Consider the following 25316-nt stretch of genomic DNA (forward strand, 5'->3'; position numbering starts at 1 on the left):
TGGTTCTGGCAATCTCTTTACCTTCCCGTGAAACAATTGAGGTCCAAAAAAGGTAAACTCTTCCCTTATGGCTCAATTTATTCTTCATTTATACATTTAAATCTGATTTCAGTTTTAGGAAAGTTACCCAAAATATAGGGTGGTTTTGCATCAATAGTTTCTAAGACATTAACGAATTTATTTGTTTTTTGGCATTCTTGATATGCTTCCTTCAATGCCTCTGCTTTAAGTGTTCCCATTCCACTAAACCCAGTAGCAGCTTGTCGGGAGACCATATAAGTATTATTTCCCATAGGAACAATACCTGAATTTGCAGCGCACCCTACAATTAAAAAAACTGCAAATTGTTATTAAAATTTTTTTATTAAAAGAGGTAGTAAGCATGAAATTTTGATTCCATAAACAAGTTTTTAAATTAAATATTTCTTAAGGTTACTACTTATTTTCATATGTGATAATTAGTAACCAGTTTGTTACAGTAGGTGTACTTAATAATAATGTTGGAAAGTACATGAAAAAACTTTTAATAAGCTCAGTTTTAGTTTTGGGTATGTCGGGTTGTGCAACTACGCCTCAACAGCCTTCAGAACCTATTAAATTTGAAAAAGTTTATACCATGGATAATTTGAAGCAAACTCAAGTATATGATGGTGCACGTCAATGGTTTGCAACAGCTTTTCGTTCAGCAAATGCAGTAATCCAATATGAAGATAAATCAACAGGCTCTATTATTGGTAAGGGTAATATGGCCTATCGTTGTGGTGGATTTGCTGATTGTATGACTGCAACCCCAAATGATCGGGTTGATTTTACAGTACGTGTTGATACTAAAGATGGAAAAATGAGAGTTAGTTACGATAACTTAACTCATTATCAACCATCCCACATGAGTGGCACAGTAAGAATTCAGGAAAGTAATCGTCCTATTATAGAAACAGCACCTTCAGCAAAAATTATTTTGAATGAATTAAATCAATCAGCAGATAGCATGGCTGAAAAAATAAAAACTCAGCAAAAAGTTAATGCAGATTGGTAAAGTGAATGAAAGCACCCTCTAGGTGCTTTCATTATTAGATATTAATAGTTAAATAATAAAATAAAGGGCAAGAATATGAAAAAAATTATTATGAGTATTTTATTAGTTCTAGGTTCTATCAGTATTACAGAAGCTGGTAAAGGCCGCCAACCTTGTTCTGGCAGTAAAGGTGGGATTAGTCACTGTGATGGTAGTAAATTCGTCTGTAAGGATGGCTCAATAAGTGGTTCCAAGAAAATTTGCACTAGATAGGTTTGGCTATGGGCTTTAACTTTAGAAAGAGTTTTAAAATCGCACCTGGTGTACGACTCAATATTGGCAAAAAAGGAATCTCTAGCGTTTCTATCGGTGGCAAGGGCGCTCGTGTAAATCTTAGTAAGAAAGGAACACGAACTACAGTGGGGATTCCTAGAACAGGCTTGTCATATAGTAGTTTTAGTTCCCATAAGAAAAAAGCACCACCTCAATTAAATAGCTACCAACAGCAACCATTTATTGATACTTCGACTTCTCAAATGCCACCAAACCGAAGTGTTTCATTTCTGCTCGGTTTTGGAATCTTTTGGATACCGTACATCTTTGCATGGTTTACTTTAAGATCTGGCTATTCCAGTTCAGCTCGGTGGATAAGCTTTATTTGGATGGTATTTGTTTTATTGATTGTTATGGCAGATTGAAACAGCTAATTATTAATAATGAGTTAATTTATGAAAAAGATTATTTTTACTACAGTGTTGGGTTTGATAATTTCTAATTTTGCAAATGCAGATACTCTTATTCCAAGAAGTGTTCAAGGTGATAAAGGAAAATATTATTTAATAGAGAAGAAAAAACAAGGCGATATTATGATTACACTTCACAAACGCATTGGTGTAGAAACTATAGATTACACTCGATTGGAGACAAACTGTAAGACTATGAAAATGCGTGAAATTGGAACTGGTGAGGGATCAATAAAAGCTATAAAAATTAATCCTACTAAGTGGTTTGATTTAGTAGAAGGCTCAAGTAAAAGTGACCTAGCTCATTTTGTCTGTAAGAAATAAAATTTAGTAAAAGCTAAACTTTAAATCCTCAATTTTATTGATAATAAAAAGAATTTTTAAAAGCACCCTAGGGTGCTTTTTTATATTTACATATCTTATTAAAAGTTCTTTTTTTCTTCATCAAGTGATTTTATTTCTATACTTTCAAATTCGTTATTGTACAAACTCTTTAAATTTTCTATGGATGTGTTATAGAAGAGCATAAGCTCCATTTTTCTTAAAATTCGATGGATTTCGTTAAATAGGCAGACTATGACTGCACTTTTGGAAAAGGATTTAAGCCCATCTGAGTTCACCTTGTTTTCTGAAATATTATGGAAACTTGGCTCAGGAAAAGGGAAATATAATTTACGTGAAAATATCATTGCAGATATTGCCATCTTGTTGCGGGCTGATTTTGCCGCGTCTTATATTTGGGATTCAACACATAACTTATCGAGAGAAGGTGTGATATGGAACATCGATCCTAAAGCGATGGAGGACTATGATCACATTTGGCAATTTGCTGATCCAATTACTGCACAACTTCATAAACTCCAGAAACCGACCTTCGTCAATGAAGTCATGCCTCTTGCAGACCTTAAAAAAACCAGCTATTACAATGAGTTTTTGAGAGGCTATGGTTTGTATCACGGCATAAATATTTATTTTGTCCGAAATGGTATGGATATTGGTGATTTGCGCATTTGGCGTGCCCAAGACGCCGACATGTTTGGTGAGCGTGAAAAAAGAATATTAAATCTACTTGAACCTTATTTTACCCAAGCTTTACCAGCAGATTTATCAACACAATACGGCCTGACTCCACGTGAACAAGAAGTGGTTCATTTGGTATCTAAAGGTTTAAGTGATAAACATGTGGCAAATTTACTTGATATAAGCTTTACCACATTAAGAACTCATCTGAATAACTCTATGAGAAAAATAGGCTGTAATAATCGCACTGAAATGGCTTTACTCATTCAACATTAAAAAAGCAATCCTCAATTTTGAGGATACGAATGAATGAGCAATTTGTACTAAGTTCTTAAGATCACAACTTAAATGGATTTTAAGTCATCATGTCAAATGCAGTTGAAAAAAATAATTGGATTGAAACACTCGATTTAGCCAATGCTTCAGTAGATGTAATCACTCAATTGATTCATGAGAGAAAAGTGTCTTGCGAAGAACTTGTTCATCATTACTTCGCGACTATTGAAAAACAAGAGTCTTTAAATGCTTTTATTAGCACAGATAAAGCTTCAGCAATTCAACAAGCTCAGTATTGGGATAAATATCTGCTTAGTGGAAAACCATGTCCGGCTTTGATGGGCATTTTAATTGCGGTTAAAGATAATATTCATGTTGAAGGTTTCCCTAACAGTGCAGGCACACCAGCTTTAGCCCACTTTAAGCCTCAAAGCTCTGCACCGATTATTCAAAAGCTCATTGATCACGGCGCAATCATTGTGGGTAAAACCAATATGCACGAATTGGCCTTTGGGGTAACCGGTTATAATACTGCCATGCACATTGAAGGCGTTGTAGGTACACGAAATGCGGTAAACCCATTACATATTGCTGGCGGGTCTTCTTCAGGTAGTGCTGTGGCTGTTGCCGCAGGAATGGTTCAGATTGCGATTGGTACAGATACTGGCGCTTCTATTAGATTACCGAGTGCTTTAAATGGTTGTGTCGGCTTTCGTCCAACGGTAGGAAGATATTCACAAGAGTGTATTACCCCAATTTCACATACGCGGGATACTGCCGGCCCTATAGCACATACAGTATCTGACATTATCTTAATTGATCAGCTCATTACTCAAGAGCCAAGAAAAAAACCATTACAGCCTCATCAAATTAGACTCGGAATCAATCCATATTTTTGGAATCATTTAGATGAAGACGTTCATCAACAAGCTCATATTGCACTTGGTCTTTTAAAAGATGCGGGAGTCGAAATTATTCCTGTCGATATGCCGAATCTAGACGAACTCAATCACGCTATTTCATTTCCAGTGGTTGTCTATGAAGGCAAATATGACCTTATTCAATATTTAAAACATCACTGTATAGACCTGACCTTAGAGTCGGTGATCGATCAGATTTCAAGCCCAGATGTACAGGCACTTTTTAAACAGAATATCCTTCCCCAATTAATTCAAGATCAGACTGGTCAATTTGTTCCTGCTTTACCTTTGTATGAAAAAGCCATCAGTGAAGCTCGTCCACAATTGCTGGAACTCTATCAAAACACATTTAAAGCGCATAATTTACATGCTTTATTGTTCCCAACATCAGCCATCGTTGCACCACTAGTAAACGAGCAAGTCAGTTCAATTGAAAATTTCCAAACATTAATTCGAAATACAGACCCCGGCAGTAATATCGGATTACCTGGACTGAGTTTACCCATTGGAAAGGGAGCGAAATCGAAACTACCAATTGGGTTGGAGATTGATGGTTTACCTCATCAGGATAGTGAAATACTTGCGATTGGAGAGACTTTAGAAGAAATTTTTAAGGTTTTAAATAAGTAAAAAAATAAACTGATAATTCTCTATTTTTTAAATAAAAAAGAGTTAAAAGTAACTCTTTTTTATGATTAATTTTATTTGTTAATAATGCTTATTTCCTTAAAAAGATGTTGGCTTGGGTTCAGAATTTCTCTGCTATTCCACTTAAAATAGTTAATAATAAATTTATTAAAATACATCTTTAATAAGTTTTGTTTAACTATTTTGATAAATAAGAACATTTATATTTTATGTTTCTATAAATATTATAAAACTTATCTATAACTCTTTTTAAAATTACACATTACCTTAATTAATTCTACACAAGTACTACAAATTGAAGACTGATTTTTAATATTGGTACAATGAATTTTCCTGTCAATTAATCACTTTAATAAGAAAAATAACTAAATTAAGTTATTGATTTAAATTAATAAATTAAATTTTTAGAAAATGGATTATAAATAGAAATTTCAAAAAATATAAAATCACATAATTTTTAAACATATTTTTTATAGCATGCAGTGGATTGGCGTAAATAGAAAAAATATATGTCAAAACGGTCAATGATATTTAATCGATTTAAGAATCATAATTTGCACCAAATTTTACGCTGTCACGATTCATTGAATAAACCAAGTGAAAAGTTACGTAAAAAAGACGCTAATAGTTTATTGGTGTAAATAAAAAATCGAATATTACAAATAAACGGAATGAATATGGATAACGTAGCTCAGCTAGAAACTGATACTAATTTCCAAAGTCGAAAAAAGATAACTTGGGGTGTTTTTAGTGTCCTGCTGTTATTTTTAGTCGCGGGCATTATATATTATTTTTTTGTATACCGATTTTATCAATCTACTGATAATGCTTATGTGCAAGCTGATGTTACTTGGGTGATGCCAAAGATTTCAGGCGAAGTGATGGAGTTATTAATTAACGATAATCAGTTTGTAAAGAAAGGGGAAACTTTAGCGGTCTTAGACCATCGTGATTACCAAGCTCGTTATGATCAGGCGAGTTCTGTAGTCAGCTTAAAAGAGGCAGCGCTAGGCGTACAACAACAAAATGAAAAGTCTGCCAAGTCTTCCATTACTGAAGCAAATAGTGGCGTTGTTGCGGCACAAGCAGACTTATCTCGCTTAAGAAAAGATTTTGAACGTTATCAAGATTTATTAAAAGATGGGGTAATTACCCGTCAAAACTTTGAAGGGGTTCAATCTCAATATTTAACGGCTCAGGCACAGCTCAGCAAGGCACAAGCCGCCGTAAATGCAGCAGAAGCTCAGTTGGGTAGTTTACAAGCGAGTAGAGCGCAGCTTCTGGCAGATATTCAAAGTGCCAATGCAAACTTAAATCTTTATCAAATTGATTTGGCTTCATCAAAAGTGGTGAGCCCAGTCGCAGGGAAAATAGGAAGCCTTGCAATCCAGAAAGGTTCGCGTGTTTCTCCACAAACCCGCTTAATGGCAATTATTCCTGAAAATAGTTTGTATGTACAAGCGAACTTCAAAGAAACCCAAATTGAAAAAATGCATATTGGTCAGAAAGTTAAATTAAAACTTGATGCTTACCCAAGCCTGACTTACAGCGGAACAATTGAAAGCTTTTCTCCAGCTTCAGGCGCAACTTTCTCACTCATGCCACCAGACAATGCCACAGGCAACTTTAACAAGGTTGTACAACGTATTCCTGTACGCATTGCCATAGATTCAAGCCCGCATATTGATCTTATAAAACCCGGAATGTCGGTTAGCGCTACGGTTGACCTAAGAACTTAATAATAAAATTTTTAGGTAATAAGAAATGAATAAGCATATTGACGCTGAGTGGAAGTTTCCCGCAAAGACGGCTTGGGCAATTTTTGCTGCCATGATTTTTGGCAACTTTATGGCGATTCTTGATATTCAGATTGTGGCGAGTTCTTTAAACGAAGTTCAAGCCGGCATGAGTGCAAGTCGTTATGAAGTGACTTGGGTGCAAACGGTTTACTTAATTGCCGAAATTATCGCGATTCCAATGTCGAGTATTGTCTCACGGGTGCTTTCAACACGGGTGTATTACACGATCTGTGCAATTGGCTTCACCATCAGTTCTTTACTTTGTGCGTTGGCATGGAACTTAGAAAGTTTACTGGTTTTCCGTGGCATTCAAGGCTTTATGGGCGGCGGGATGATTCCGACTTCCATGACCGCATTGTACTTACTTTTCCCTGAACCAAAACGTTCATTGCCTTTGGTTATGTTTGGAATGATCAGTACCTTAGGTCCAGCCATCGGCCCAACCATTGGCGGTTGGTTAACCAATAACTTCTCATGGCACTGGATGTTCCTGATTAATATCATTCCGGGCATTATCATCGCCACGGTGATCTATTCGGGTCCAAATATTGACCGTGCGAATCATTCACTCATCAAAAGCATGGACTGGTTCAGCCTCATTGGCATGGCGATGTTTTTAGGTGGGCTTGAATATTTCCTTGATGAAGGTGCACGGCACGACTGGCTTGCCGACACAGGTGTTCGGATTGCTTTTATGGTCTGTGTTGTGGGCGGCATGATTTTCTTCTCTAGAAGTTTTACCCAACCCAAGCCTTTGCTCGATTTATCCGTATTTAAAAACAAAAACTTTACCTTAAGTGCTATTACGACTTTTGTGATTGGTATGGCGCTCTATGGCTTGGGTTACATGATTCCCGTATTTCTTGGGCAAGTCCGTGAAATGAACAGTAGCCAAATTGGTCACGTCATGATGGTGACAGGTATTGTCATGTTTTGCTTTGCGCCGTTCCTTGCGTGGCTCATTCCCAATTTTGATACCCGCAAAACTGTATTTGTTGGAATGATTCTGGCTGGTTTTGGTGTATGGCTCAATTCTCACCTCAGCATTCACAGCGATTATGACTTTATGTTCTGGCCGCAAATCTATCGTGGCATTGGTCTCATGATCTGCTTGATTGTGGTTTCGCATTTAGCCATGAGTACTTTGCCACTGAGTAAAGTGGCCGATGCTAGCGGTATTTATAACCTGATGCGCAATATTGGCGGAGCAGTTGGGCTGGCACTCATCAACTCATCATTAGATTGGCTGACCGCGCTTCATGTTACTCAGATTAATCAGTCGATGACCCCGCAGAACTGGATTTTTACAGAAAGACTCGATCAGCTCACGGCGCAATATCAGGAAGTCGGCTCAAATGCACAGCAAATTGCGCTCAGCGTGATCTATCGTGACATTCATTTTCAGGCGCTTACATCTAGTTTTAATGATTTATTACGCATGCTCGCAATCATCATGTTTGTGACGGCCTTTTTAACCATCTTTATGGATCGGGGGAAGAAAATGAATATGTAGCTATTTAGAAATAAAAGGCAGCTTTCAAAGAATGAAAAACAATAGGGCATATCAAAACGTATCCCTTCATAGAAAAAGAACATTTTTATGAGTTTTCTAATATCGGTAGATGAGATCGGGGAACTCGCAAATTAGAGGTGGAAGGTTAAAGGATTATGATTAATACAACGTATAAACTGATTTCAAAATTGAACCTGAAAAACACGACTTATGGTCAATATTTTGAAAAAGAGCAAATTGATACTGACCGATTAAAAGTGATGTATTCCATTTACGAACAGTATTATGAAAATACGAGATTTTCTATTTTCGTAGATGATTTTAAAAATAAAAGTGGTGCAATCTTAATTTTTGACTCGGAAACAGATGAGATTGTGGGGTTCTCAACCGTTGTTGTGCAGCACTTCTACTTAAACGGTAAAGACTACACCGTGTTATTTAGCGGTGATACGGTCATTTTGAAGAAGTTTTGGGGTACACGTAGTCTGCAAAGTACCATGCTCAAACTCATGATCAAGCTTCGAATCAAATATCCATTTAACGAACTCTATTGGCTTCTGATTTCTAAAGGCTATAAGACCTACCTCTTACTTGCCAATAACTACTATGTGTATTACCCAAATATTAAAGACGAAAATCAGCATCTCTCGGAAGTGGTTGAGCATTACTGTGAGAAATTCTTTGGCGAATACTACGACCGTGAAGCTGGCTTACTCAACTTTGGTGATGACTATCAACCATTAAAAGGTGAAGTCGCACCGATTACTGCCGAAATGAGACAAAAGAACCCAAACATTCATTTCTTTGAGCAGATGAATCCAACATGGAGTGCGGGTACGGAATTACCGTGTATTGGTCGATTAGGCTGGAAAGATATTGCCCGCTTTCCTGTGAAGCTGATGACTAAACCTGCAAGTAAGGGAAGATGCGAAGCACGTAAAACGTCGAAAACAAACCGTAGAGAGGCCATCCAATGAAACCTACTGAATGGCTGACTTTGGGTTCGCATCTTATTTTAAAAAAATGGTGTGATGCATCCGATCGTAATTTTCAAAAACAGTTTAATGCGTTAGAAGCGACACAACGTCAAATCCTGCATTCGATTTTACAGACCTCTACGTTTGCTAAAGATAAAAAGGTTCAAAACTATGAGCAGTTTGTAAAATCATTTCCTGCGACACGTTATGGCGCATGGCGAGAAGACATTCAACGTTATCGTGAGCAAAAGCTTTCACTATCTAGCAGTAAGCTGGTTCGTTTCCAGCCAACCAGTGGCTCGAGTGAACAAATCAAGTTTATTCCATACACCAAGCTGTTTTTAGATGAGCTTGACCATGCGATTGCGCCGTGGATGGCAAGTTTATACCGTAAATGTCCAGAGCTTAGTTCGGGAACACATTACTGGTCGGTATCATGGTTACCAGAAAGCCAGCGTGAGGTTTTAAAAGATAAAAACCTAAATGATGATAGTGCGCTACTGGGTGTAGGTAAGCGAATTTTATCTAAGTTTACCCAAGCGGTTCCAAGTAATGTTGCATTTGCAGCCAATGCCGACGATGCACTCTTTGCCACGATTTGCTATTTGGTGGCAAACCGTAACTTAGCGATGATCTCGGTGTGGAGTCCAACTTTTGCGCTACAATTGCTTGAACGTTTAGAGTTACTACAACAAGACGTGATTGAAGTTTTACAAAGTGGTTTATGGGGCAATCGTCAGGCTTCATTAAAAGAAGTGACTGCACCACATAGTCCTGAAAGCGCTCAAGCCCTAATTGACAGTTCAAACGGCGTACAGATCGACTTCAAACAACTATGGCCTAAGTTAAGTTTAGTATCGAGTTGGGATACCGCAGGTTCAAAAGCTTGGGCCGAAAAATTACAAGAGAAATTACCCAGTGTTCAGTTTGAAGGAAAAGGTCTATGGGCGACCGAAGGTGTAGTCACGATTCCCTATAACGACCAATACCCGCTGGCGTATCAAAGTCACTTCTATGAATTTGAATATTTAGAGGGCGAGAAACAAGGTCAAATCATTCCGTCGTGGCAGCTTAAACAAGGCGATGTGGTGAGCCCACTCATTACATCTGGTAATGGCTTGCTTCGTTACTGTATGGATGATTGCTTACGCGTCACTGGCTTTATAGAACAAATTCCGTGTTTTGAGTTCCAAGGCCGCCGTTTTGGTGTAGATCTGGTCGGTGAGAAACTTGCACCTGAAACTGCTCAACAGTTGTTGTCGCAGTTAAATGAAACGGAATCTAAAGCCATTTCTTTACTGGCGATTGATACAGAGCAACACGTTAAACCATTTTATTGCGTGCTTTTTGAAGGTGAAATTCATCACAGCATTAGCAATGAATATATCGACAGTATTTTGCGTCAAAACTTCCATTATGAACTTGCACGAAACTTAGGGCAGCTCGACCAGCCTCAGATTCGCCAAGCCAATAATGGGTGGAATGCCTACAAAAAACTGGTTATGTTTGACGGCATTATCGAAGGCAATATCAAGCCTGAACCACTCAAAAAAGTCACCCTCAATAGTTTGGAACAACTATGAAAGGGATGAAGCAATTTAATACTCGGGTTTTAACACTTCGACACGCCTTGTATCTTGGCGTGTTGCTTGTGTCGAATACACATGCCATGACTTTAGACGAGGCATTGTCTGCCAGCTTAAGACATGAAAGTCAGCTTGAAGTCAGTCGTTTAAGCGTGAATCAGTCGACCGCTATGCTTGAACAGGCCAAACAGCGTGATGGACTCAAAGTCAATTTAGTCGGGCAACTTGACTATGAAAGAATAGATACGCCTTCACAAGTGCTGTTTCCCACTGAAGGAAACCGTAAAGGTCGAAGTTTGCAATTGCAGGCGGATTATCCGATTTATACCTCTGGACGGCATCGTTTAGGAATTGATGTTGCCGAAAGCCAGCTCTCTGCACAAAACCAAGGTCTATCAGACCAAAGATCGGAAACTATTCTAAATACCGTGATGGTCTATACCGACGTATTAAAAAAGAAAGCGATTTTAGAACTCAGACAAAAGACTATGGCAAATCTGCAACGGTCTTTATATGAGTCAAAGCGCCGTTTTGATGTGGGTATGATTACCCGCGCGGACTTGGCTCAAGTTTTGGCACAAGTTGCCCAAGGCCAAGCCGATATTACACAGGCTCAATCTAACTTGACCGTAAGCGAAGCACAGTTTTATCAAGTGACAGGTGTAACACCTGACAACCTTGTTGCCATTAAACAACTACCCGCTATTCCCGCTAACTTAGATGAAATTTTGGCTCAAACCAAAAATCATCCAGCTTTAATGCGTAGCAAATATGAAAAACAGGCTGCCGAGAAACAATATGCTTTAACTAAGAGGGAACTCTGGCCTACGGTCATGCTCACCAGTCGTGCCGGAAAGCAAGATGAAGCAAGCTATATTGGCTCTGAAAGTAATAACTATATGGTTGGGGTACAGCTCAATGTACCTCTATATGATGATGGTTTAAATCGGGCCAATGTTAAAAAAGCACAGGCCGATATAGATTTGGCTAACCAAAAGACGCGAAGTCTTGAACTAGATTTAAATAAGCGTACACGCACGAGCTACGCGCAGCTTCAAACCATTCGACAAAATAAAGAAGCACTGGCAAATGCCATAGAGGCAGCATCTATTGCGTTTGTTTACACACGTAAAGAGTTTGATGTTGGCACCAAAACCACTTTTGATTTGCTGAATACCGAGCAGAAGCTACTCGATGCACAAACCCAGAAAACAGTGAATGATCAAGACGAAGTCGTGTTTGTCTATCAGCTACTCGACCAAATGGGACGTTTAAACAGTTTGGTTCCTACACAGACCGCACAACAGGTGAATAATGAATAAAACAAATCCACCACTTGCTGAAAATACGCTCATTACCCGAGAAGCAACTTTGGCAGATGATCAGGCTTTAAGAGACTTGATTGCCGTACCCATGACCACCAAAGGGATACAAATTAGCTTTCAGCGTGAACCCAGTTATTTTCAAGCTTCCGACATTGTGTATCGACATAAATTACATGTCGTGATTGAAGACACCGAGAGTCAGAAGCATGTTGCTTGTTATAGCAATGGTCATCGCCCATGTTATGTCGATCGGAACGTTCAAAACTTACGATACGCAGGTGATTTGCGGGTAGACCACAACTATCGTGGTAAATCACTGGTGAAGGTTTTGGCAAAGCATGTAAAACAGACCATGCATGAACCGAACTTTAGCCAAATGATTATTTTTGATGATAACCACGCCGCGCGCGCTGCCATTCAAACGGGCAAAACGGGAATGCCTGATTATTATGATGAAGGGCTCATTGAGACATTAAGTCTGACCGACACGGGCGCAAAAAGAAAAATCACGGCTTTCTTAAAGCAAGCTAATCAGAGTGATCTTCAAGAGATTCGTACATGTGTAGCCGAAGCTAAACATGTGGCAGCCATGAATCAGTTTATTAGCGACATGGCAGAGTTTTATAATTTTATTCCAGCTTATAACTTTGAAGAACTAGCTCAAGGACATCAATATTTTTCAGGGATAAAGCTCTCGGACTTTTCACTTTATTTTAAAGGTGAAAAACTGGTGGGCATGTTTGGCTTGTGGGATCAGCACAGCATTAAACAAACCAAAATTTTGCATTACAGTTCAGTCATTGGAATTTTTAGACCCGTTTATAACTTGCTAACTCCAATTACTAAAGGCATGCGTTTGCCTAAACTGGGTGACTCTATTCAGTACCATGTGCTACACACCTTAATGTGCCATCCACAAGATTTGGCTTTGCATCATAAAATGCTTGAAGATGCCTATAACAAGTCAAAACAGCAGGGCGTTGGTGTGGTCAGTTTTACGCTTTCACATAAAGACCCGCGCTATCAGTTAAACCAGTTTTATAAAGGTGAACGCTTAACTGGAATGCATGGTTTTATTAGTTATGAAGGCGACCCAAGGCCACATTTTGATAAAAACTTGATTCCATATTTAGAGGTTGGGCGTATTTAATTTAAAGCTTGAATTGATACTTTTAATGAAGCCCACGAAAGTGGGTTTTGTCATTTTTAAGACGAGCAATGAAGTTGAAGATCAGTTTATAAAAGAAAATATAGCAATAATTTATAATATAATTATTTAATTTTTAATGGAAAATTATTTTAATTTTTATTGAAGCTTAGTCACTAAACGTACATATAGCGCAACTACTATACAAATCGAAATTGAATAAATGGTAGTTAAGTGATGAAAAAAAGTTTATTGGGCGGCCTTATTCTGTCTTTATGTACAACTCCAGCTTTTGCATTAAATATTCTATTGGTTAACGATGATGGTCTAACCAGCAATATCAAAGCACTCTATGATGAATTAAAAGCAAATGGTCATAACGTGCTTGTGTCTGTACCGTGTTCACCACAAAGTGGTCGCGGTGGCGCAATTGTGATGTACAGCTCAACGACCATTTCTGCGGATAATGATAAGCAAATTTCGGCTGAAAACGGTTGTCACAATGGTGCAGCACCAGTTGGCGCACCTGCGGCTGGAACCTTTACCAAAGCGGGTTATACCAATGGCGACTGGAACTACACGCATGGCACACCAGTCATGGCAACAATTTATGGACTAGACGTGGTTGCACCAAAACGCTGGGGTAAAGCACCAGACTTAGTTTTATCTGGTCCGAATGAAGGACAAAATGTCGGAAAAGTCGTTGTGCACTCTGGCACGATTGGCAATGTACAGTTTTCGGCGGGACGCGGCATTCCGTCTATTGCATTAAGCGCCGATACCAACACGGTCGATGATAAGACTTTAAACAATCCTAACTCTGCGATTGTGGCAAAACAAACTGTAGTGTTATTAAAAGAATTACAAGCTAAGGCAGGCAAGGGCCAATTGTTGCCAAAAGGCATTACGCTAAATGTGAATTTCCCTAAAAATTTAACAACCAGCACACCTTTTGCTTTTTCAAAAATTGGGACGTATGACTTATATAAACTGAAGTTCCAAGTGACAAAAGACAATAAAGGCAATAACCAGTTTGGCCTAGGAATTGATGCGGCACCATCGGCTCCTACAGCCGCGCAAATGTCGGATGAAAGCGCCGTAGTGCAAAGTAAAATTGCTGTTACCCCAATGCAAGTTGCTTACGATCAGCGACCAGCAGCTCAAGAATGGCTCAAAATTCGTTTAAAAAGCCTATTTAACAAGTAAGGAGAAAGACCATGAAACGTTGTTTGTTGGTTTTACTTCTTGGGCTTGGATTGGCGGCTTGTAATGACAATGATCATGATGACCAAGTCTCAACTGAAAAACCTGCCTTAGCGCCGAGCTTAGATGTCGGTACTTATATTATTAGTACCGAGACTGATGAAGAGTTACCAATGGCGGGTAAATACTATTCTGGCGCAGATGGTTCTAAATTATTGGTTTTAGATGATGACGAAAACCGTGCCAAAATTGTGATGAGCTATGACGCAAAAACCAAAGCTTGGCAGAGCAACCGGTCTAATCAAGCGATGACCGTTGAATTGGCGCATTATGAAAAAATTGATGATCAGAAAATTTCTCTGAATCAATTGGTCGGTAGCTATGATTTATCGTTTCCAGATGGAACAACGGTAAATGCCGAGGTCAATGCACAAGGCAAAATTGTCTCTAAAGACCCAAGTTGTGTATTTACAGGTGTTATTACTGAAAGTGCATTAGCGGACACAGCAAATTATCAACTTACCGATAACAAGTGTGATGCGCTAAAAAATAACTCGAAAGGCTATGTTGTGGTGGATGAAGACTTAGAACCTATGAGTTTTAGACTTGTATCTGACACGGTTGCATCAAAAGATATTTGGGCATTTGCACAATCTTAAAAATAAAAAGGCAACGGATTCATTTCGTTGTCTTTTCATTCCAACCTATCTTGGGCTGTTGAAACAATTAACATGGTTTGAAGGTAATAATCTACACGTGAGTGATTATTGTCCTTATGTGAGTTATGCGCATTAAAAGCTGCATCATGAAGTTTCACGATTCGAGCGATCGGATTCGAACTACAACGAATTAAATATTCTTCGCGTGTTTCACTTTCCCGTTTAGTTAATCCATCAACGGCATCACGGACTTCTTTCCCGAATAAACTTTCGATTTTGTCTAGGGTAAGAGGTGTGTCCTCAACGCTATCGTGGAGAAGGGCGGTAATAATATAGACTTCTGAAAATCGGTGCTCAGTTAATGAATTGACCACACCTTTAATATGGTAATCAAAGTAATCATGAGAACCATACTTTTGACCTTGATGAGATTCTTTTGACAATTTCTCTGCTAATTCAACTTTATTTTGAGTCATTTTTTGCTCTTATCACTTTAAGTATATGACACGGTCTAATTTGTGAGATGGATTGCTTAAATACAATTTTATACTGAATAGCGACTCTTAAAAACATCTCTTAATAACAGTAGTGACTCTTTTTATTTATTCATTTTTAGTTGAGTTAGAACAATTTCGACTTTAAGTTTTTGAAATTTTAAACTTTAACTTAATGATATAAGGGTAGATTAAAAATATTACTTAAGAATTTCCTTAATTATGTAATTAAATGAAAAACAATAATTATTTAAATAATTTCTAGCCAATTTCACATTGACACTTCAAATATTGGAGATTACCATTTGCGGGCTGGCCTACATTGCCAGTCGGTTGTCGCAGACCGATTCATAGAAGCATTAAAGGTTTTTACTTTTAGTGTGTACACCCTCGCGCCCCCTCTACGGTGGAACGGGAGGGGGACACCCTCGGGTGTGCTGGATCTATGACCAGTCTGCGAACCCCCTTTCGTTCTGCCACCATAATTCTAATGTCTTGGCAGAACTCCATATATAAGGAGTTGGCTTTGCACATCCATTATTTCTTGGCAGCCTTTGCCAAAAGCTATAACGACACAGCTTAAAACATTTAACGCAGCTTGATCGCCGTAAGGCTTTTTCAGGCTTTAGCTCGCTATTACTTAAAACTTAGCAACAATTAAAACTTGAGATGTGCTGCGCACAGTCTTTACGGCTTTGCTATGCCTTTTTTATCTCATTTATATACAACAATAATTTTTTAAAATGGTAAAACTATGCCACATTCAGATCTTCCATTTCGTGCTTTAGGTGTACTTCATTCAGCAAGATTTTTGTTTAATAAATACGGTTTTCACAATGTCGGCATAGACCGAATTATAGAGTCGGCAAAATTGCCCAAAGCTACTTTTTATAACTACTTTCATTCAAAAGAACGTCTCATTGAAATGAGCCTAACCTTTCAAAAAGATGGCCTGAAACAAGAGGTGATTTCAATTATCCATGTTCGAAAAGAATTAACCCTAGTTGAAAAACTGCGCAAGATTTACTTTTTACATGCCGACTTAGAAGGGCTTTACCATTTGCCATTTAAGGCTATTTTTGAAATTGCGAAAACACATCCAAAAGCGTATCAGGTCGTAATTGACTATCGAAACTGGCTGATTAATGAAATCTATAATTTGCTTTTAACCACCAATACAAATGCTTCAAAACAAGATGCTCACATGTTTTTGTTTGTGATTGATGGAGCAATGGTTCAGCTTTTAGATCCAAACAAACCAGATGAACGAAAGAGATTGCTTGAGTATTTTTTATTACAGTTGTTGTGATATTTGGGAGGGTAATTGAGAGACACATGTCGTCTTAAACCGCTATAAAATTCTGCTTGGTGATTTTATAATACACAGCAATAACGAAAGTTTAAGCGCCGTGCTAATAAGTAAGATTTAACAGGTACAGCGGTTTTTATAGACTATAAACATAGAAAATTGAGTACTGGATGCCAAATCAATTTGAAACGCATACTTCAGATACGGGAACTACGATTCACTTAAAGATGAATGGTGAGCTTATAGAAAATCTAATAGCTTTGGACTTTCTAATGCTAACTTTTTTTGACATTGTATTTATATATGGTGTTTATGACGTGTATGCAGAAAATGATGGTGCCCTAACACTTATTTTAATATTCTTATTTCTACCATTTCTTTTTTATCTACATAATGAATATAGAAAAAATAAACGATGGGCTAAGAATGCTGAGGAAACCTTTTTTATTTCTAAAAACAATCTTCGCATTTCCAAAGAATGCCTTGGGGAAAAATTGTTAACAAAGGATATTAATACTCAGAAGATTATTGAGATTGTTTACAGACCTTGGAATGGTGGTTTAAATCCGCCGTTTTTACCTGATTGCAGCCAAGGAACTATTCATGTAATTGGTTATGATGATGGTTGTTCATTTGGTATTAATCTTAACAAAGAAGAAGCAGAAGCATTTATTACCGAACTACGTTCATTAATTATGCAACAACAGGAACCTCGACACTTTATTTTTGCGCCACATATGCATTTGACTAAAAGCTGAATTAGCCTATTTGAAAAAAAGATGAAAGACATTGAAATTTTAGAGATAAATGAAATTGGCGATTATGAAGAAGGCCTATCGTTATTGTTAGAAGATTCTATCAATAGCGGAGCTTCAATAGGTTTTTTGGCGCCCGTAGAAAAGAACGAGGTCTTAAATTATTGGCGTGAGGTTAACAGTAAATTAGCACAGGGTAATAGCCGTTTATGGATTGCTATTCAAGAAGGAAAAATTGTAGGTAGTGTTCAATTGTCCTTGGTGAGTAAAAAGAACGGAATTCACAGAGCTGAAGTTGAAAAACTCATGGTTCTGACAACAGCAAGAAAACAAGGAATAGCAACTTTTCTACTGAATGAACTAGAAAAGTTTTCAAGAGAAAAAGGTCTGCACTTACTTGTCTTAGATACACGTGAAGGCGATGTGTCCGAGCTGTTATATAGCAAAATTGGATTTGTTCGTGTGGGTGTAATTCCAGATTTCGCATTAAGCTCAAATGGGAACTATGATGGCACAGCGATTTATTATAAAAGGCTTGTTTGATTGCATAATTCAGCTTTTAGACTCAAACAAACCAGATTAGCGGAAGAGATTGCTTGAGTATTTTTTAATACAGTTGTTGTGATATTTAGGAGAGTGCTTGAGAGAGACAAATGCCATAAAATGGATATCAAGAAATTAAATTTTGAAATGCTTACTCAAGATAGGATCAAAAGCATTATTTAATGTAATATAAATATATTCATATAGTTAATAAACTAAATTTTATAAGAGCTTTAAAATGAAATTTGAAAAAATTACCCTTACTGAATGGCGACAATTTTCTAAAATAGAGATTGAGTTTCATCCTAATGTGACTATCATTACTGGTGCAAACGGTGCAGGTAAATCTACAATATTAAAATTATTGTCCAAGCATTTTGGATGGCATCATCCATTTTTAGGTACTCCTTTTTTTTCTAAAGAGCAAGGTGTTGTTCAATACAAGTCTATATTTACACCATTAACTAAAAATAATGAAGGTTATAATTATTATGGTGATTCACTCGGGAAAATTATTTATTCAAACAATGCTGTAGCAGATATTTGTATTAATCAACAAATACAGTCAGAAGTTCAATTCAATCTAAATATAACAGATCAGCTACAAATTAATGGGGTACACATTAATTCGCATCGGCCTGTACCTAGATATGAACGATTGCAAAATATCCCTACAAATCCAATGGATGCGTCACAAGCTTTTGATAGTTATCTTAGAGAGACTTTTAATTTATTTAATAACAGTTATACACAGCATTCTCCTACTTATAGAATGAAAGAAGCGATAGTTTCAATGGCTGCATTTGGCCCTGGAAACCAATTTGTTCAAAAAAATGAAAAAATTGAAAAACAGTTTTATGCCTTTAAGGAAATACTAAAACATATTTTACCTATTGAGTTAGGTTTTAAGGATTTAAGTATAAGAATGCCAGATATTGTTTTAGAAACTGATTCTGGTGATTTCTTATTAGATGCCTCTTCAGGAGGTATAATGTCTATTATTGATTTGGCATGGCAAATATTTCTCTATTCACATGATAAAGAAGAGTTTGTTGTAACCATTGATGAACCTGAAAATCATTTACATCCATCTATGCAGCGTTCACTACTCAATGATTTTGTTAAGGCATTCCCTAGAGCACAATTTATTGTTGTAACGCATAGTCCATTTATAGTTTCATCCATTCGCGATTCTAATGTATACGCATTAAAATACGAAAATTTTAAGGATGATGATGTAAATAAAGTTATAAAAAAAGTTGTGTCTCAAAAATTAGATCTTGATCAAAAAGCTGCTACTGCAAATGAGATTTTGCGTGATGTTTTAGGGGTTCCTGTTACCCTTCCTAAGTGGGCTGATGAGGACCTACAGAAAATTTGTTCAATGTTCACAGTAGAAGATATTACAGTGGACGGATTAAGAAGATTAAGAAATGAATTAAATCAAGCTGGGTTAGGAGAGTTTTATCCAGAAGCACTAAATAATATTGTGGAAGGTCAAAAACTATGATTAAGATAAATAAACTTAATGAACCTACTGTATTAGTAAAAAATGCTTACAAGTGGAAAACTAGATTATTAAAGATTCTTACTGAGGATAAAACTCCAACTCAATATCTTCTATCAAGGTATAGTGACCCAGAAATTAAGAAAAGACTAATTGAAGAAACACATGGTAAATGTGCTTATTGTGAAAGTAAATTATTACATATTCATCATGGAGATGTGGAGCATATTTTCCCTAAATCATTAGATGAGTCAAAACGTTATGAGTGGGAGAACCTAACACTTGCTTGTGAGGTATGTAATCAGAATAAATCAAATATGGATCCTAATTTGAATAATATTTTAAATCCATATACTGACTCTCCTGAGGTTAGCCTAATCTTTTTTGGTGTTCTAGCTAAGGGAGCAGATAATAAAGGAGAGTCAACTAGAATATTGTTAGATCTAAATAGAACTGCTTTAGTCGAAAGGAGACAAGAACGTTTAGATAAAATTACATTAATAATAAAAGAGTTAAATAATTCAGGTCTACCTATCAAGGCACGACAAGCTATTTATCAAGATTTAATTCAGAATGAAGCTTCAAATAAGCAAGAATATGCTTCTATGGTGCGATTAGCTATTAAATGTTTTGAGGGTGGCATTGCTTCAGAAATAAAGGCTGCATAAGTAAAAGGGAGTGAAAGCTCCCTCTTTTTCTTCTTAGGAAGCATATAGAACTATATTGTAGTTATTTATAAGTATGCGTGATTTTCTATCTATTGAAATTGAAAATCAATATATTAATTTCTTAATTGTTTGTGGCTAAATTGAATGTACCCGATTGGAGAAGGTCTCAGGCTTTATATGAAGTCCAAATGGGAACTATGACGGCACAGAGATTTATTATAAAAGGCTTGTTTAAAATTAGCTTTTGGAAAAAAATAGGCAGTTACTTTATTAAAAAAGAACCGCCATGAAATACGAAAATGCTTAATGAGAAACTTTTAAAAGTTTAATAGCATCTTCTAAACCATAAATACTTCCTGCCAAATACTTTGACACTTGGATGCTGCACTCAAGTAAAAGTGAAATATTTTCGGCAATTTTTTCTTGTGTTAAACGTTCCGAAGGCCCTGAAATGGTAAGTGCCCCTTGTAACTGTCTACCATTGCTAAATACAGGTACAGATAACGAAGAAGTCTCTGGGTCACGTTCTCCAAATGAACTTGCCCAAAATTGGTTTTGGATTTGCTCTAGATTTTCATCTACTTTATTTTGAGAAAATGCACGAAGAATTTTACCTGAAGCTCCAACATTCACTGGAAAAGTATCTCCTTCAGAGATTGAAACTTTTACAGATCGAGCTGGTTCAATACGAAACAGAACTACGCGCTTATCTTTATCTAAAATATAAAATGAAGAAGTTTCACCAGTTTCTTTTGTAATTCTTTCTAATATGGGGTAAAGAACATCTTTAATATTAAAAGAATTTTGATAAATTCTTGATAGTTTTAAAGGAGTTATACCTAAAGAAAATTGACCATCCTCATTTCTGACGACATAACCATGACGTTCTAATGAACTCAGTAATCTAAGAATAGTACTTTTATATAGCTTTGTACGGCGTGAAATTTCTGCGAGAGATAAGACAGGGCTATCTATATCAAAAGCATCTAAAATAAGTAATGCTCTATCTACGGCAGCTACACCTGAATTTTGCTTATCCATTTGGCTATCAGGATCTTGTGTTGATTTCGTCATACAAAAATATAAAAACTCAATTAAATTTAAGTGTTTTAGGAATAAATAAGTATAGCTGTAATTTAAAAGATGAAATAGATTTTTTAGTGAATGTCAGTATGCAGTGAGATAAAACATAGAAGAATATAAAAGTGCCTTCAAATATTGAAAGCACTTTTATCAATTTATATAAGACCGATAACTAGAGCAGCAAGATACATCACTATGCAGGTTCCAGTACACCAGAGTATGGATGCCTTTTGATTTTCACCATAATCTACATTGGTTAAAGAACATAATAGATAAGTAGAGGCAACCATTGGGCTTAACAAATGAATAGGTTGTCCGATTAAACTTGCGATAGCCATCTCATTCGCACTAATACCATAATGTGAAGCTGTTTCAGCAAGAATAGGTAAAATTCCAAAATAGAAAGCATCATTCGTCAAAATGTAGGTAAATGGCATACTGATAAAAGCAGTAATCGATGACAGATAAGATCCAGACGTTTCAGGAATAACTGAAATGAGATGCTGAGCAATAGCTTCAATCATGCCTGTACCTGTCATGATTCCTACAAAAATACCAGCAGCAAAGATCAGAGAAGACACTGCTAAAACACTATCGGCATATTTTGCGACTAATTTTTTCTGTTCAGATAATTCAGGGAAGTTAACCACTAAACCGATACAGAATGCCAAAATAAACAGAGGAGCTAAAGGTAAATAACCTTTAATCATTGAGAAAACGAGAAGAATAGTAAGTATCAGGTTAAACCATGATTTCCAGCTTTTCGTATTTGGTTCTTCATGTATAAGGTCGTCATCTGATGTAATCTCATGAATACCTAAGCGCTTTCTTTCTTTTAAGCCAAGATAAAAAGCGACAAATATCACCCAAATAAGACCAGCACACATCACTGGCAACATTTGTAAAAAGAGTCCAGTCGGATCGACTTTAAGTGCGCTCGCAGCTCTAGAAAATGGGCCAGCCCAAGGTAAAATATTCATTACCCCAATTGAAAGTAATAAAACAGTTGCCATGACTTGTGGTCGGATTCCAACTTTTTTGTACAAAGGCAATAATGCTGTTGCGACAATAATATAAGTCGTTGCACCATCACCATCTAACCCGACACAAATTCCAAGAATACCTGTGCCCACAACAATCTTTAGCGGATCGCCTTTAACGATTTTAATGATGAATTGAATGAGAGGATTAAAGAGACCAGCATCTGTCATCATGCAAAAATACAAAATTGCAAAGGTAATCATGATGCCAGTGGGAGCAAGTAACTTAATCCCATCAATCATCATGCTACTCATGTCTGCTACATGACCAGTCAGAAGAGCAAAAATTACTGGAATAAGTACTAAAGCTGTAAGTGCGGATAAGCGTTTCGACATTACCGCATACATAAATACAGCGATCATGCTGTAACTTAAAAAGACTAACATAAATCAATCCTTGATTTACTTAAGAAATAAATTTTAAGTAGAAATTAGTGTTGAAAAAACATCGGCTTACCAAAATTTTTTAATGGCATGATTCCATTTCTATAATCAGCAATAAAAATTCGACTCGATGAGATATCTCTATCAAACAAATTTCCATCTTTAGTGTGTAACTCTTTTAGGGAAACAAAAAGATTCATACATGCATCCTTGTGGTTCTGCTGTACAGAACAGTGTTCTATTAATTATTATTTTTTAGCTAATTTAGAGTCATGTCAAGTCTTTTTAAAATTAATTGAATTTGTCATGGGCGGATAAAATTTTTAATTTGCATTAAAAATAGAACTATGTTCTATTAGATAGAACGCTTCTGCGTTGTATGTAAAAAATATTCTTGTGCAATAGGAAATGTAAGCATATGAGCCATTCAAAGGACATCGATATATTGGTGAGTGAGGTTGGACCTCGCGATGGTTTGCAAAGTATTAAACAAACCATGCCAACCGATATGAAGAAAAAATGGATTTCAGCTTTAGCTCAAGCAGGATTAACTGAAATAGAAGTTGGATCTTTTGTATCTCCAAAATTGCTGCCACAAATGGCGGATTGCGGAGAGCTGGTTGAACACACTTTGACTTTAAAAGATGTATTCGTTACAGCTTTAGTCCCAAACCTAAAGGGTGCCGAAAATGCATTTAAAACAGGGGTTCAAAAAATTACGATCCCTGTCTCAGTGAGTGAACCTCATTCACTTTCAAATATTCGTAAAACTCATGCTGAAGTTTATGAAGAAGTGAATTCAATTGTTCAGCTGAGAAATGAAAAATATCCAGAAATATTAATAGAAGCAGGTCTATCAACAGTTTTTGGCTGCACGATTCAAGGTGTAGTTACTGAAAGTGAAGTCCTAACGATGGCTCAACGAATGGCCCAATTAGGTGTAGATGAGATTGGCCTAGCAGATACGGTTGGATATGCAAATCCTGTCCAAGTCCGCAGTCTATTTAAAAAATTAAAACAGGAAGTCGGAAATTTAGCAGGTAGCGCACATTTCCATAATACGCGTGGGCAAGGTCTGGCGAATGTTTTAGCCGCAATTGAAGTGGGTGTGACTACATTTGATGCCTCGCAAGGTGGTATTGGCGGTTGTCCATATGCTCCCGGTGCATCAGGCAATATTGTCACTGAAGATTTAGTTTACCTGTTAGAAAGTATGGGATTACGTACTGGTATTGATATCGATCGACTTATTGAAGCTCGCGAATGGTTAAAGCAAGGGATACCAGGAGAGCCACTCTACGGATTTATTCCAGATGCAGGCGTAGGTAAAAATTTCAAATATGCAAAGGACCAATAACATGAAAGATGAAAAGAAACTCCCACTGGCTGGAATCCGAGTTCTAGAATTCGTACATATGGTTATGGGGCCTGCATGTGGTTTACTTCTCGCAGATTTAGGTGCTGAAGTCATCAAGATTGAACCATTACCTCAAGGTGACAACACTCGCAGACTTATGGGGTCGGGTGCGGGTTACTGGATGACCTATAATCGCAATAAAAAAAGTTTGTCAGTTGATATTAAAAGTGAAAAAGGAATGTCACTTGTTAAGGACTTAATCAAAACTGCGGATGTTGTGATCGAAAACTTTAGACCCGGAGCGATGAAAAAACTAGGACTCGATTATGAAGGGGTTAAATCAATTAAGCCCGATATTATTTATGGTTCAATGAAAGGTTTTTTACCGGGTCCTTATGAACATCGGACAGCCCTAGATGAAGTCGTACAAATGATGACTGGGCTTGCGTATATGACTGGTCCTGTGGGACGTCCATTACGTGCTGGAGCATCTGTTAATGATGTGATGGGCGGAATGTTCTGTGCTTACTCAATCGTTGCCGCTTTATATCAACGTCAATTAACTGGCCAAGGTCAACTTGTTGAAACTGGTTTATTCGAAAACTCTGCATTTTTGGTTGCACAGCACATGATGCAAAGAGCAGTTACAGATAAGCCTGTAGCTCCAATGCCAAATCGTGTTTCAGCTTGGGCAGTATATGATGTTTTCAACACTAAAAATAATGAACAAGTATTTATTGGCGTAGTTACGGACTCGCAGTGGATCGCATTCTGTGATGCTTTTGGCTTAGAAGTACTAAAAAATAATCCGGATTTTGCTCAAAATAACCAACGTGTAAAAGCACGTGAGCAAATCCATCCAATTATTCGCGAAACTCTTAGCCAATTAGACAAAACAAAAGTAATGGAACTATGTGAACAAGCTGGTTTACCTTTCTCTCCGATCCAACGTCCAGAAGATTTATTTGAAGATATTCACTTAAATGAGTCAGGGGGTATGGGGAAAGTAGTGCTAGAAAATGGTAAGCAAGTAAAGGTTCCTTTACTACCATTTACGATGGATGGTCAACGTTTCGGTGTCCGTGAAAACGTGCCGGAAGTTGGTGAAGATACTATAGAGGTTCTTACTTCTTTAGGTTATGACCAAGCAAAAATCAAAGAACTTAGTGATTCGCAAGTTATTCAATCTAACTAATGCTTTTAAGCTTTAGTTTTGTAATATGTGCTCAATTTAGATAAATCTGACATATCGCTGAAATGGGCTACGAACCATGTAGCCCATTTGCTTTTAATAACGAACTTAAATACCTCAAAACAAGATGCGTATATGTTTTTGTTTGAGTGT

The 25316-nt window shown here is 37.1% G+C and carries 24 protein-coding genes and 1 pseudogene; 20 read left to right on the plus strand and 5 right to left on the minus strand.

The annotated features are described in order from the left end of the window. Positions 1–77 precede the first annotated feature (77 nt). Positions 78–293, minus strand: coding sequence for a hypothetical protein (locus RMB13_RS16045; RefSeq protein ID WP_311085756.1), 216 nt, complete (start codon positions 291–293; stop codon positions 78–80). A gap of 218 nt (positions 294–511) precedes the next feature. On the opposite strand from RMB13_RS16045, the gene RMB13_RS16050 reads away from it, so the two are divergent. The 13 genes and pseudogenes from RMB13_RS16050 (at position 512) to RMB13_RS16110 (ending at position 14831) form a co-directional block, all read left to right on the plus strand. Then, positions 512–1036: a DUF4468 domain-containing protein gene (locus tag RMB13_RS16050; RefSeq protein ID WP_311085757.1), complete on the plus strand. Its 525-nt coding sequence runs from the start codon at positions 512–514 to the stop codon at positions 1034–1036. A gap of 260 nt (positions 1037–1296) precedes the next feature. Further along, positions 1297–1500, plus strand: a pseudogene (locus tag RMB13_RS16055) (DUF4236 domain-containing protein); the annotation flags it as partial. 243 nt (positions 1501–1743) lie between these two features. Further along, the gene (locus RMB13_RS16060; protein WP_311085758.1) at positions 1744–2082 is read left to right on the plus strand and encodes a hypothetical protein; all 339 of its coding nucleotides are present in this window, start codon (positions 1744–1746) and stop codon (positions 2080–2082) included. 252 nt (positions 2083–2334) lie between these two features. After that, on the plus strand, positions 2335–3054 hold the full coding sequence (locus RMB13_RS16065) for a helix-turn-helix transcriptional regulator (protein ID WP_311085759.1): 720 nt from the start codon (positions 2335–2337) through the stop codon (positions 3052–3054). A gap of 89 nt (positions 3055–3143) precedes the next feature. Next, positions 3144–4604, plus strand: a complete 1461-nt coding sequence (iaaH, locus tag RMB13_RS16070; RefSeq protein WP_311085760.1) for an indoleacetamide hydrolase — start codon at positions 3144–3146, stop codon at positions 4602–4604. 695 nt (positions 4605–5299) lie between these two features. Continuing rightward, positions 5300–6361: an HlyD family secretion protein gene (locus RMB13_RS16075; protein ID WP_003651829.1), complete on the plus strand. Its 1062-nt coding sequence runs from the start codon at positions 5300–5302 to the stop codon at positions 6359–6361. 25 nt (positions 6362–6386) lie between these two features. Beyond that, a complete protein-coding gene (locus RMB13_RS16080; RefSeq protein WP_005040523.1) occupies positions 6387–7934 on the plus strand; it encodes a DHA2 family efflux MFS transporter permease subunit in 1548 nt (515 codons plus the stop codon). A 188-nt stretch (positions 7935–8122) separates the two neighbouring features. Then, complete coding sequence (locus RMB13_RS16085) at positions 8123–8911, plus strand: hypothetical protein (RefSeq protein WP_171058512.1); 789 nt, start codon at positions 8123–8125, stop codon at positions 8909–8911. Beyond that, the gene (locus RMB13_RS16090) at positions 8908–10494 is read left to right on the plus strand and encodes a GH3 auxin-responsive promoter family protein (protein ID WP_311085761.1); all 1587 of its coding nucleotides are present in this window, start codon (positions 8908–8910) and stop codon (positions 10492–10494) included. The genes RMB13_RS16085 and RMB13_RS16090 overlap by 4 nt, the downstream gene beginning before the upstream one ends. After that, complete coding sequence (locus tag RMB13_RS16095; protein ID WP_311085762.1) at positions 10491–11819, plus strand: TolC family protein; 1329 nt, start codon at positions 10491–10493, stop codon at positions 11817–11819. The genes RMB13_RS16090 and RMB13_RS16095 overlap by 4 nt, the downstream gene beginning before the upstream one ends. Beyond that, a complete protein-coding gene (locus RMB13_RS16100; RefSeq protein WP_311085763.1) occupies positions 11812–12972 on the plus strand; it encodes a hypothetical protein in 1161 nt (386 codons plus the stop codon). Before RMB13_RS16095 ends, RMB13_RS16100 begins: the two co-directional genes overlap by 8 nt. 231 nt (positions 12973–13203) lie before the next feature. Continuing rightward, positions 13204–14175 (plus strand): 5'/3'-nucleotidase SurE, encoded by a 972-nt coding sequence (surE, locus tag RMB13_RS16105; protein ID WP_311085764.1) that lies wholly within the window; start codon positions 13204–13206, stop codon positions 14173–14175. Between the two features lie 11 nt (positions 14176–14186). Continuing rightward, positions 14187–14831: a hypothetical protein gene (locus RMB13_RS16110; protein WP_311085765.1), complete on the plus strand. Its 645-nt coding sequence runs from the start codon at positions 14187–14189 to the stop codon at positions 14829–14831. 35 nt (positions 14832–14866) lie between these two features. Here RMB13_RS16110 and RMB13_RS16115 read toward each other — a convergent pair whose 3' ends face one another. Then, positions 14867–15307 (minus strand): HD domain-containing protein, encoded by a 441-nt coding sequence (locus RMB13_RS16115; RefSeq protein ID WP_311085766.1) that lies wholly within the window; start codon positions 15305–15307, stop codon positions 14867–14869. A gap of 772 nt (positions 15308–16079) precedes the next feature. Between RMB13_RS16115 and RMB13_RS16120 the strand changes: the two genes are divergently transcribed. The 5 genes from RMB13_RS16120 to RMB13_RS16140 all read left to right on the plus strand — a co-directional run bounded on the left by RMB13_RS16120 (position 16080) and on the right by RMB13_RS16140 (position 20107). Continuing rightward, entirely contained in the window at positions 16080–16634 is a 555-nt protein-coding gene (locus RMB13_RS16120; protein WP_311085767.1) for a TetR/AcrR family transcriptional regulator, read from the plus strand. 170 nt (positions 16635–16804) lie between these two features. After that, a complete protein-coding gene (locus RMB13_RS16125; RefSeq protein WP_311085768.1) occupies positions 16805–17392 on the plus strand; it encodes a hypothetical protein in 588 nt (195 codons plus the stop codon). 21 nt (positions 17393–17413) lie between these two features. Then, complete coding sequence (locus RMB13_RS16130) at positions 17414–17932, plus strand: GNAT family N-acetyltransferase (protein WP_311085769.1); 519 nt, start codon at positions 17414–17416, stop codon at positions 17930–17932. 238 nt (positions 17933–18170) lie between these two features. Next, positions 18171–19442, plus strand: a complete 1272-nt coding sequence (locus tag RMB13_RS16135; protein WP_311085770.1) for an AAA family ATPase — start codon at positions 18171–18173, stop codon at positions 19440–19442. Next, positions 19439–20107, plus strand: coding sequence for an HNH endonuclease (locus RMB13_RS16140; RefSeq protein WP_311085771.1), 669 nt, complete (start codon positions 19439–19441; stop codon positions 20105–20107). The genes RMB13_RS16135 and RMB13_RS16140 overlap by 4 nt, the downstream gene beginning before the upstream one ends. 303 nt (positions 20108–20410) lie before the next feature. Here RMB13_RS16140 and RMB13_RS16145 read toward each other — a convergent pair whose 3' ends face one another. The 3 genes from RMB13_RS16145 to RMB13_RS16155 all read right to left on the minus strand — a co-directional run bounded on the left by RMB13_RS16145 (position 20411) and on the right by RMB13_RS16155 (position 22814). Further along, positions 20411–21181 (minus strand): IclR family transcriptional regulator, encoded by a 771-nt coding sequence (locus RMB13_RS16145; protein WP_311085773.1) that lies wholly within the window; start codon positions 21179–21181, stop codon positions 20411–20413. Between the two features lie 164 nt (positions 21182–21345). After that, positions 21346–22617 (minus strand): citrate:proton symporter, encoded by a 1272-nt coding sequence (locus tag RMB13_RS16150; protein WP_311085774.1) that lies wholly within the window; start codon positions 22615–22617, stop codon positions 21346–21348. A gap of 44 nt (positions 22618–22661) precedes the next feature. After that, positions 22662–22814, minus strand: a complete 153-nt coding sequence (locus RMB13_RS16155; RefSeq protein ID WP_311085775.1) for a hypothetical protein — start codon at positions 22812–22814, stop codon at positions 22662–22664. Positions 22815–23032: 218 nt separating this feature from the next. Between RMB13_RS16155 and RMB13_RS16160 the strand changes: the two genes are divergently transcribed. Next, positions 23033–23971: a hydroxymethylglutaryl-CoA lyase gene (locus RMB13_RS16160; RefSeq protein WP_311085776.1), complete on the plus strand. Its 939-nt coding sequence runs from the start codon at positions 23033–23035 to the stop codon at positions 23969–23971. A gap of 1 nt (position 23972) precedes the next feature. Then, positions 23973–25166, plus strand: a complete 1194-nt coding sequence (locus tag RMB13_RS16165) for a CaiB/BaiF CoA-transferase family protein (RefSeq protein WP_311085777.1) — start codon at positions 23973–23975, stop codon at positions 25164–25166. The last annotated feature ends 150 nt before the right edge of the window (positions 25167–25316 follow it).

Source organism: Acinetobacter sp. V102_4 (assembly GCF_031799005.1).
Lineage (GTDB): Bacteria > Pseudomonadota > Gammaproteobacteria > Pseudomonadales > Moraxellaceae > Acinetobacter > Acinetobacter calcoaceticus.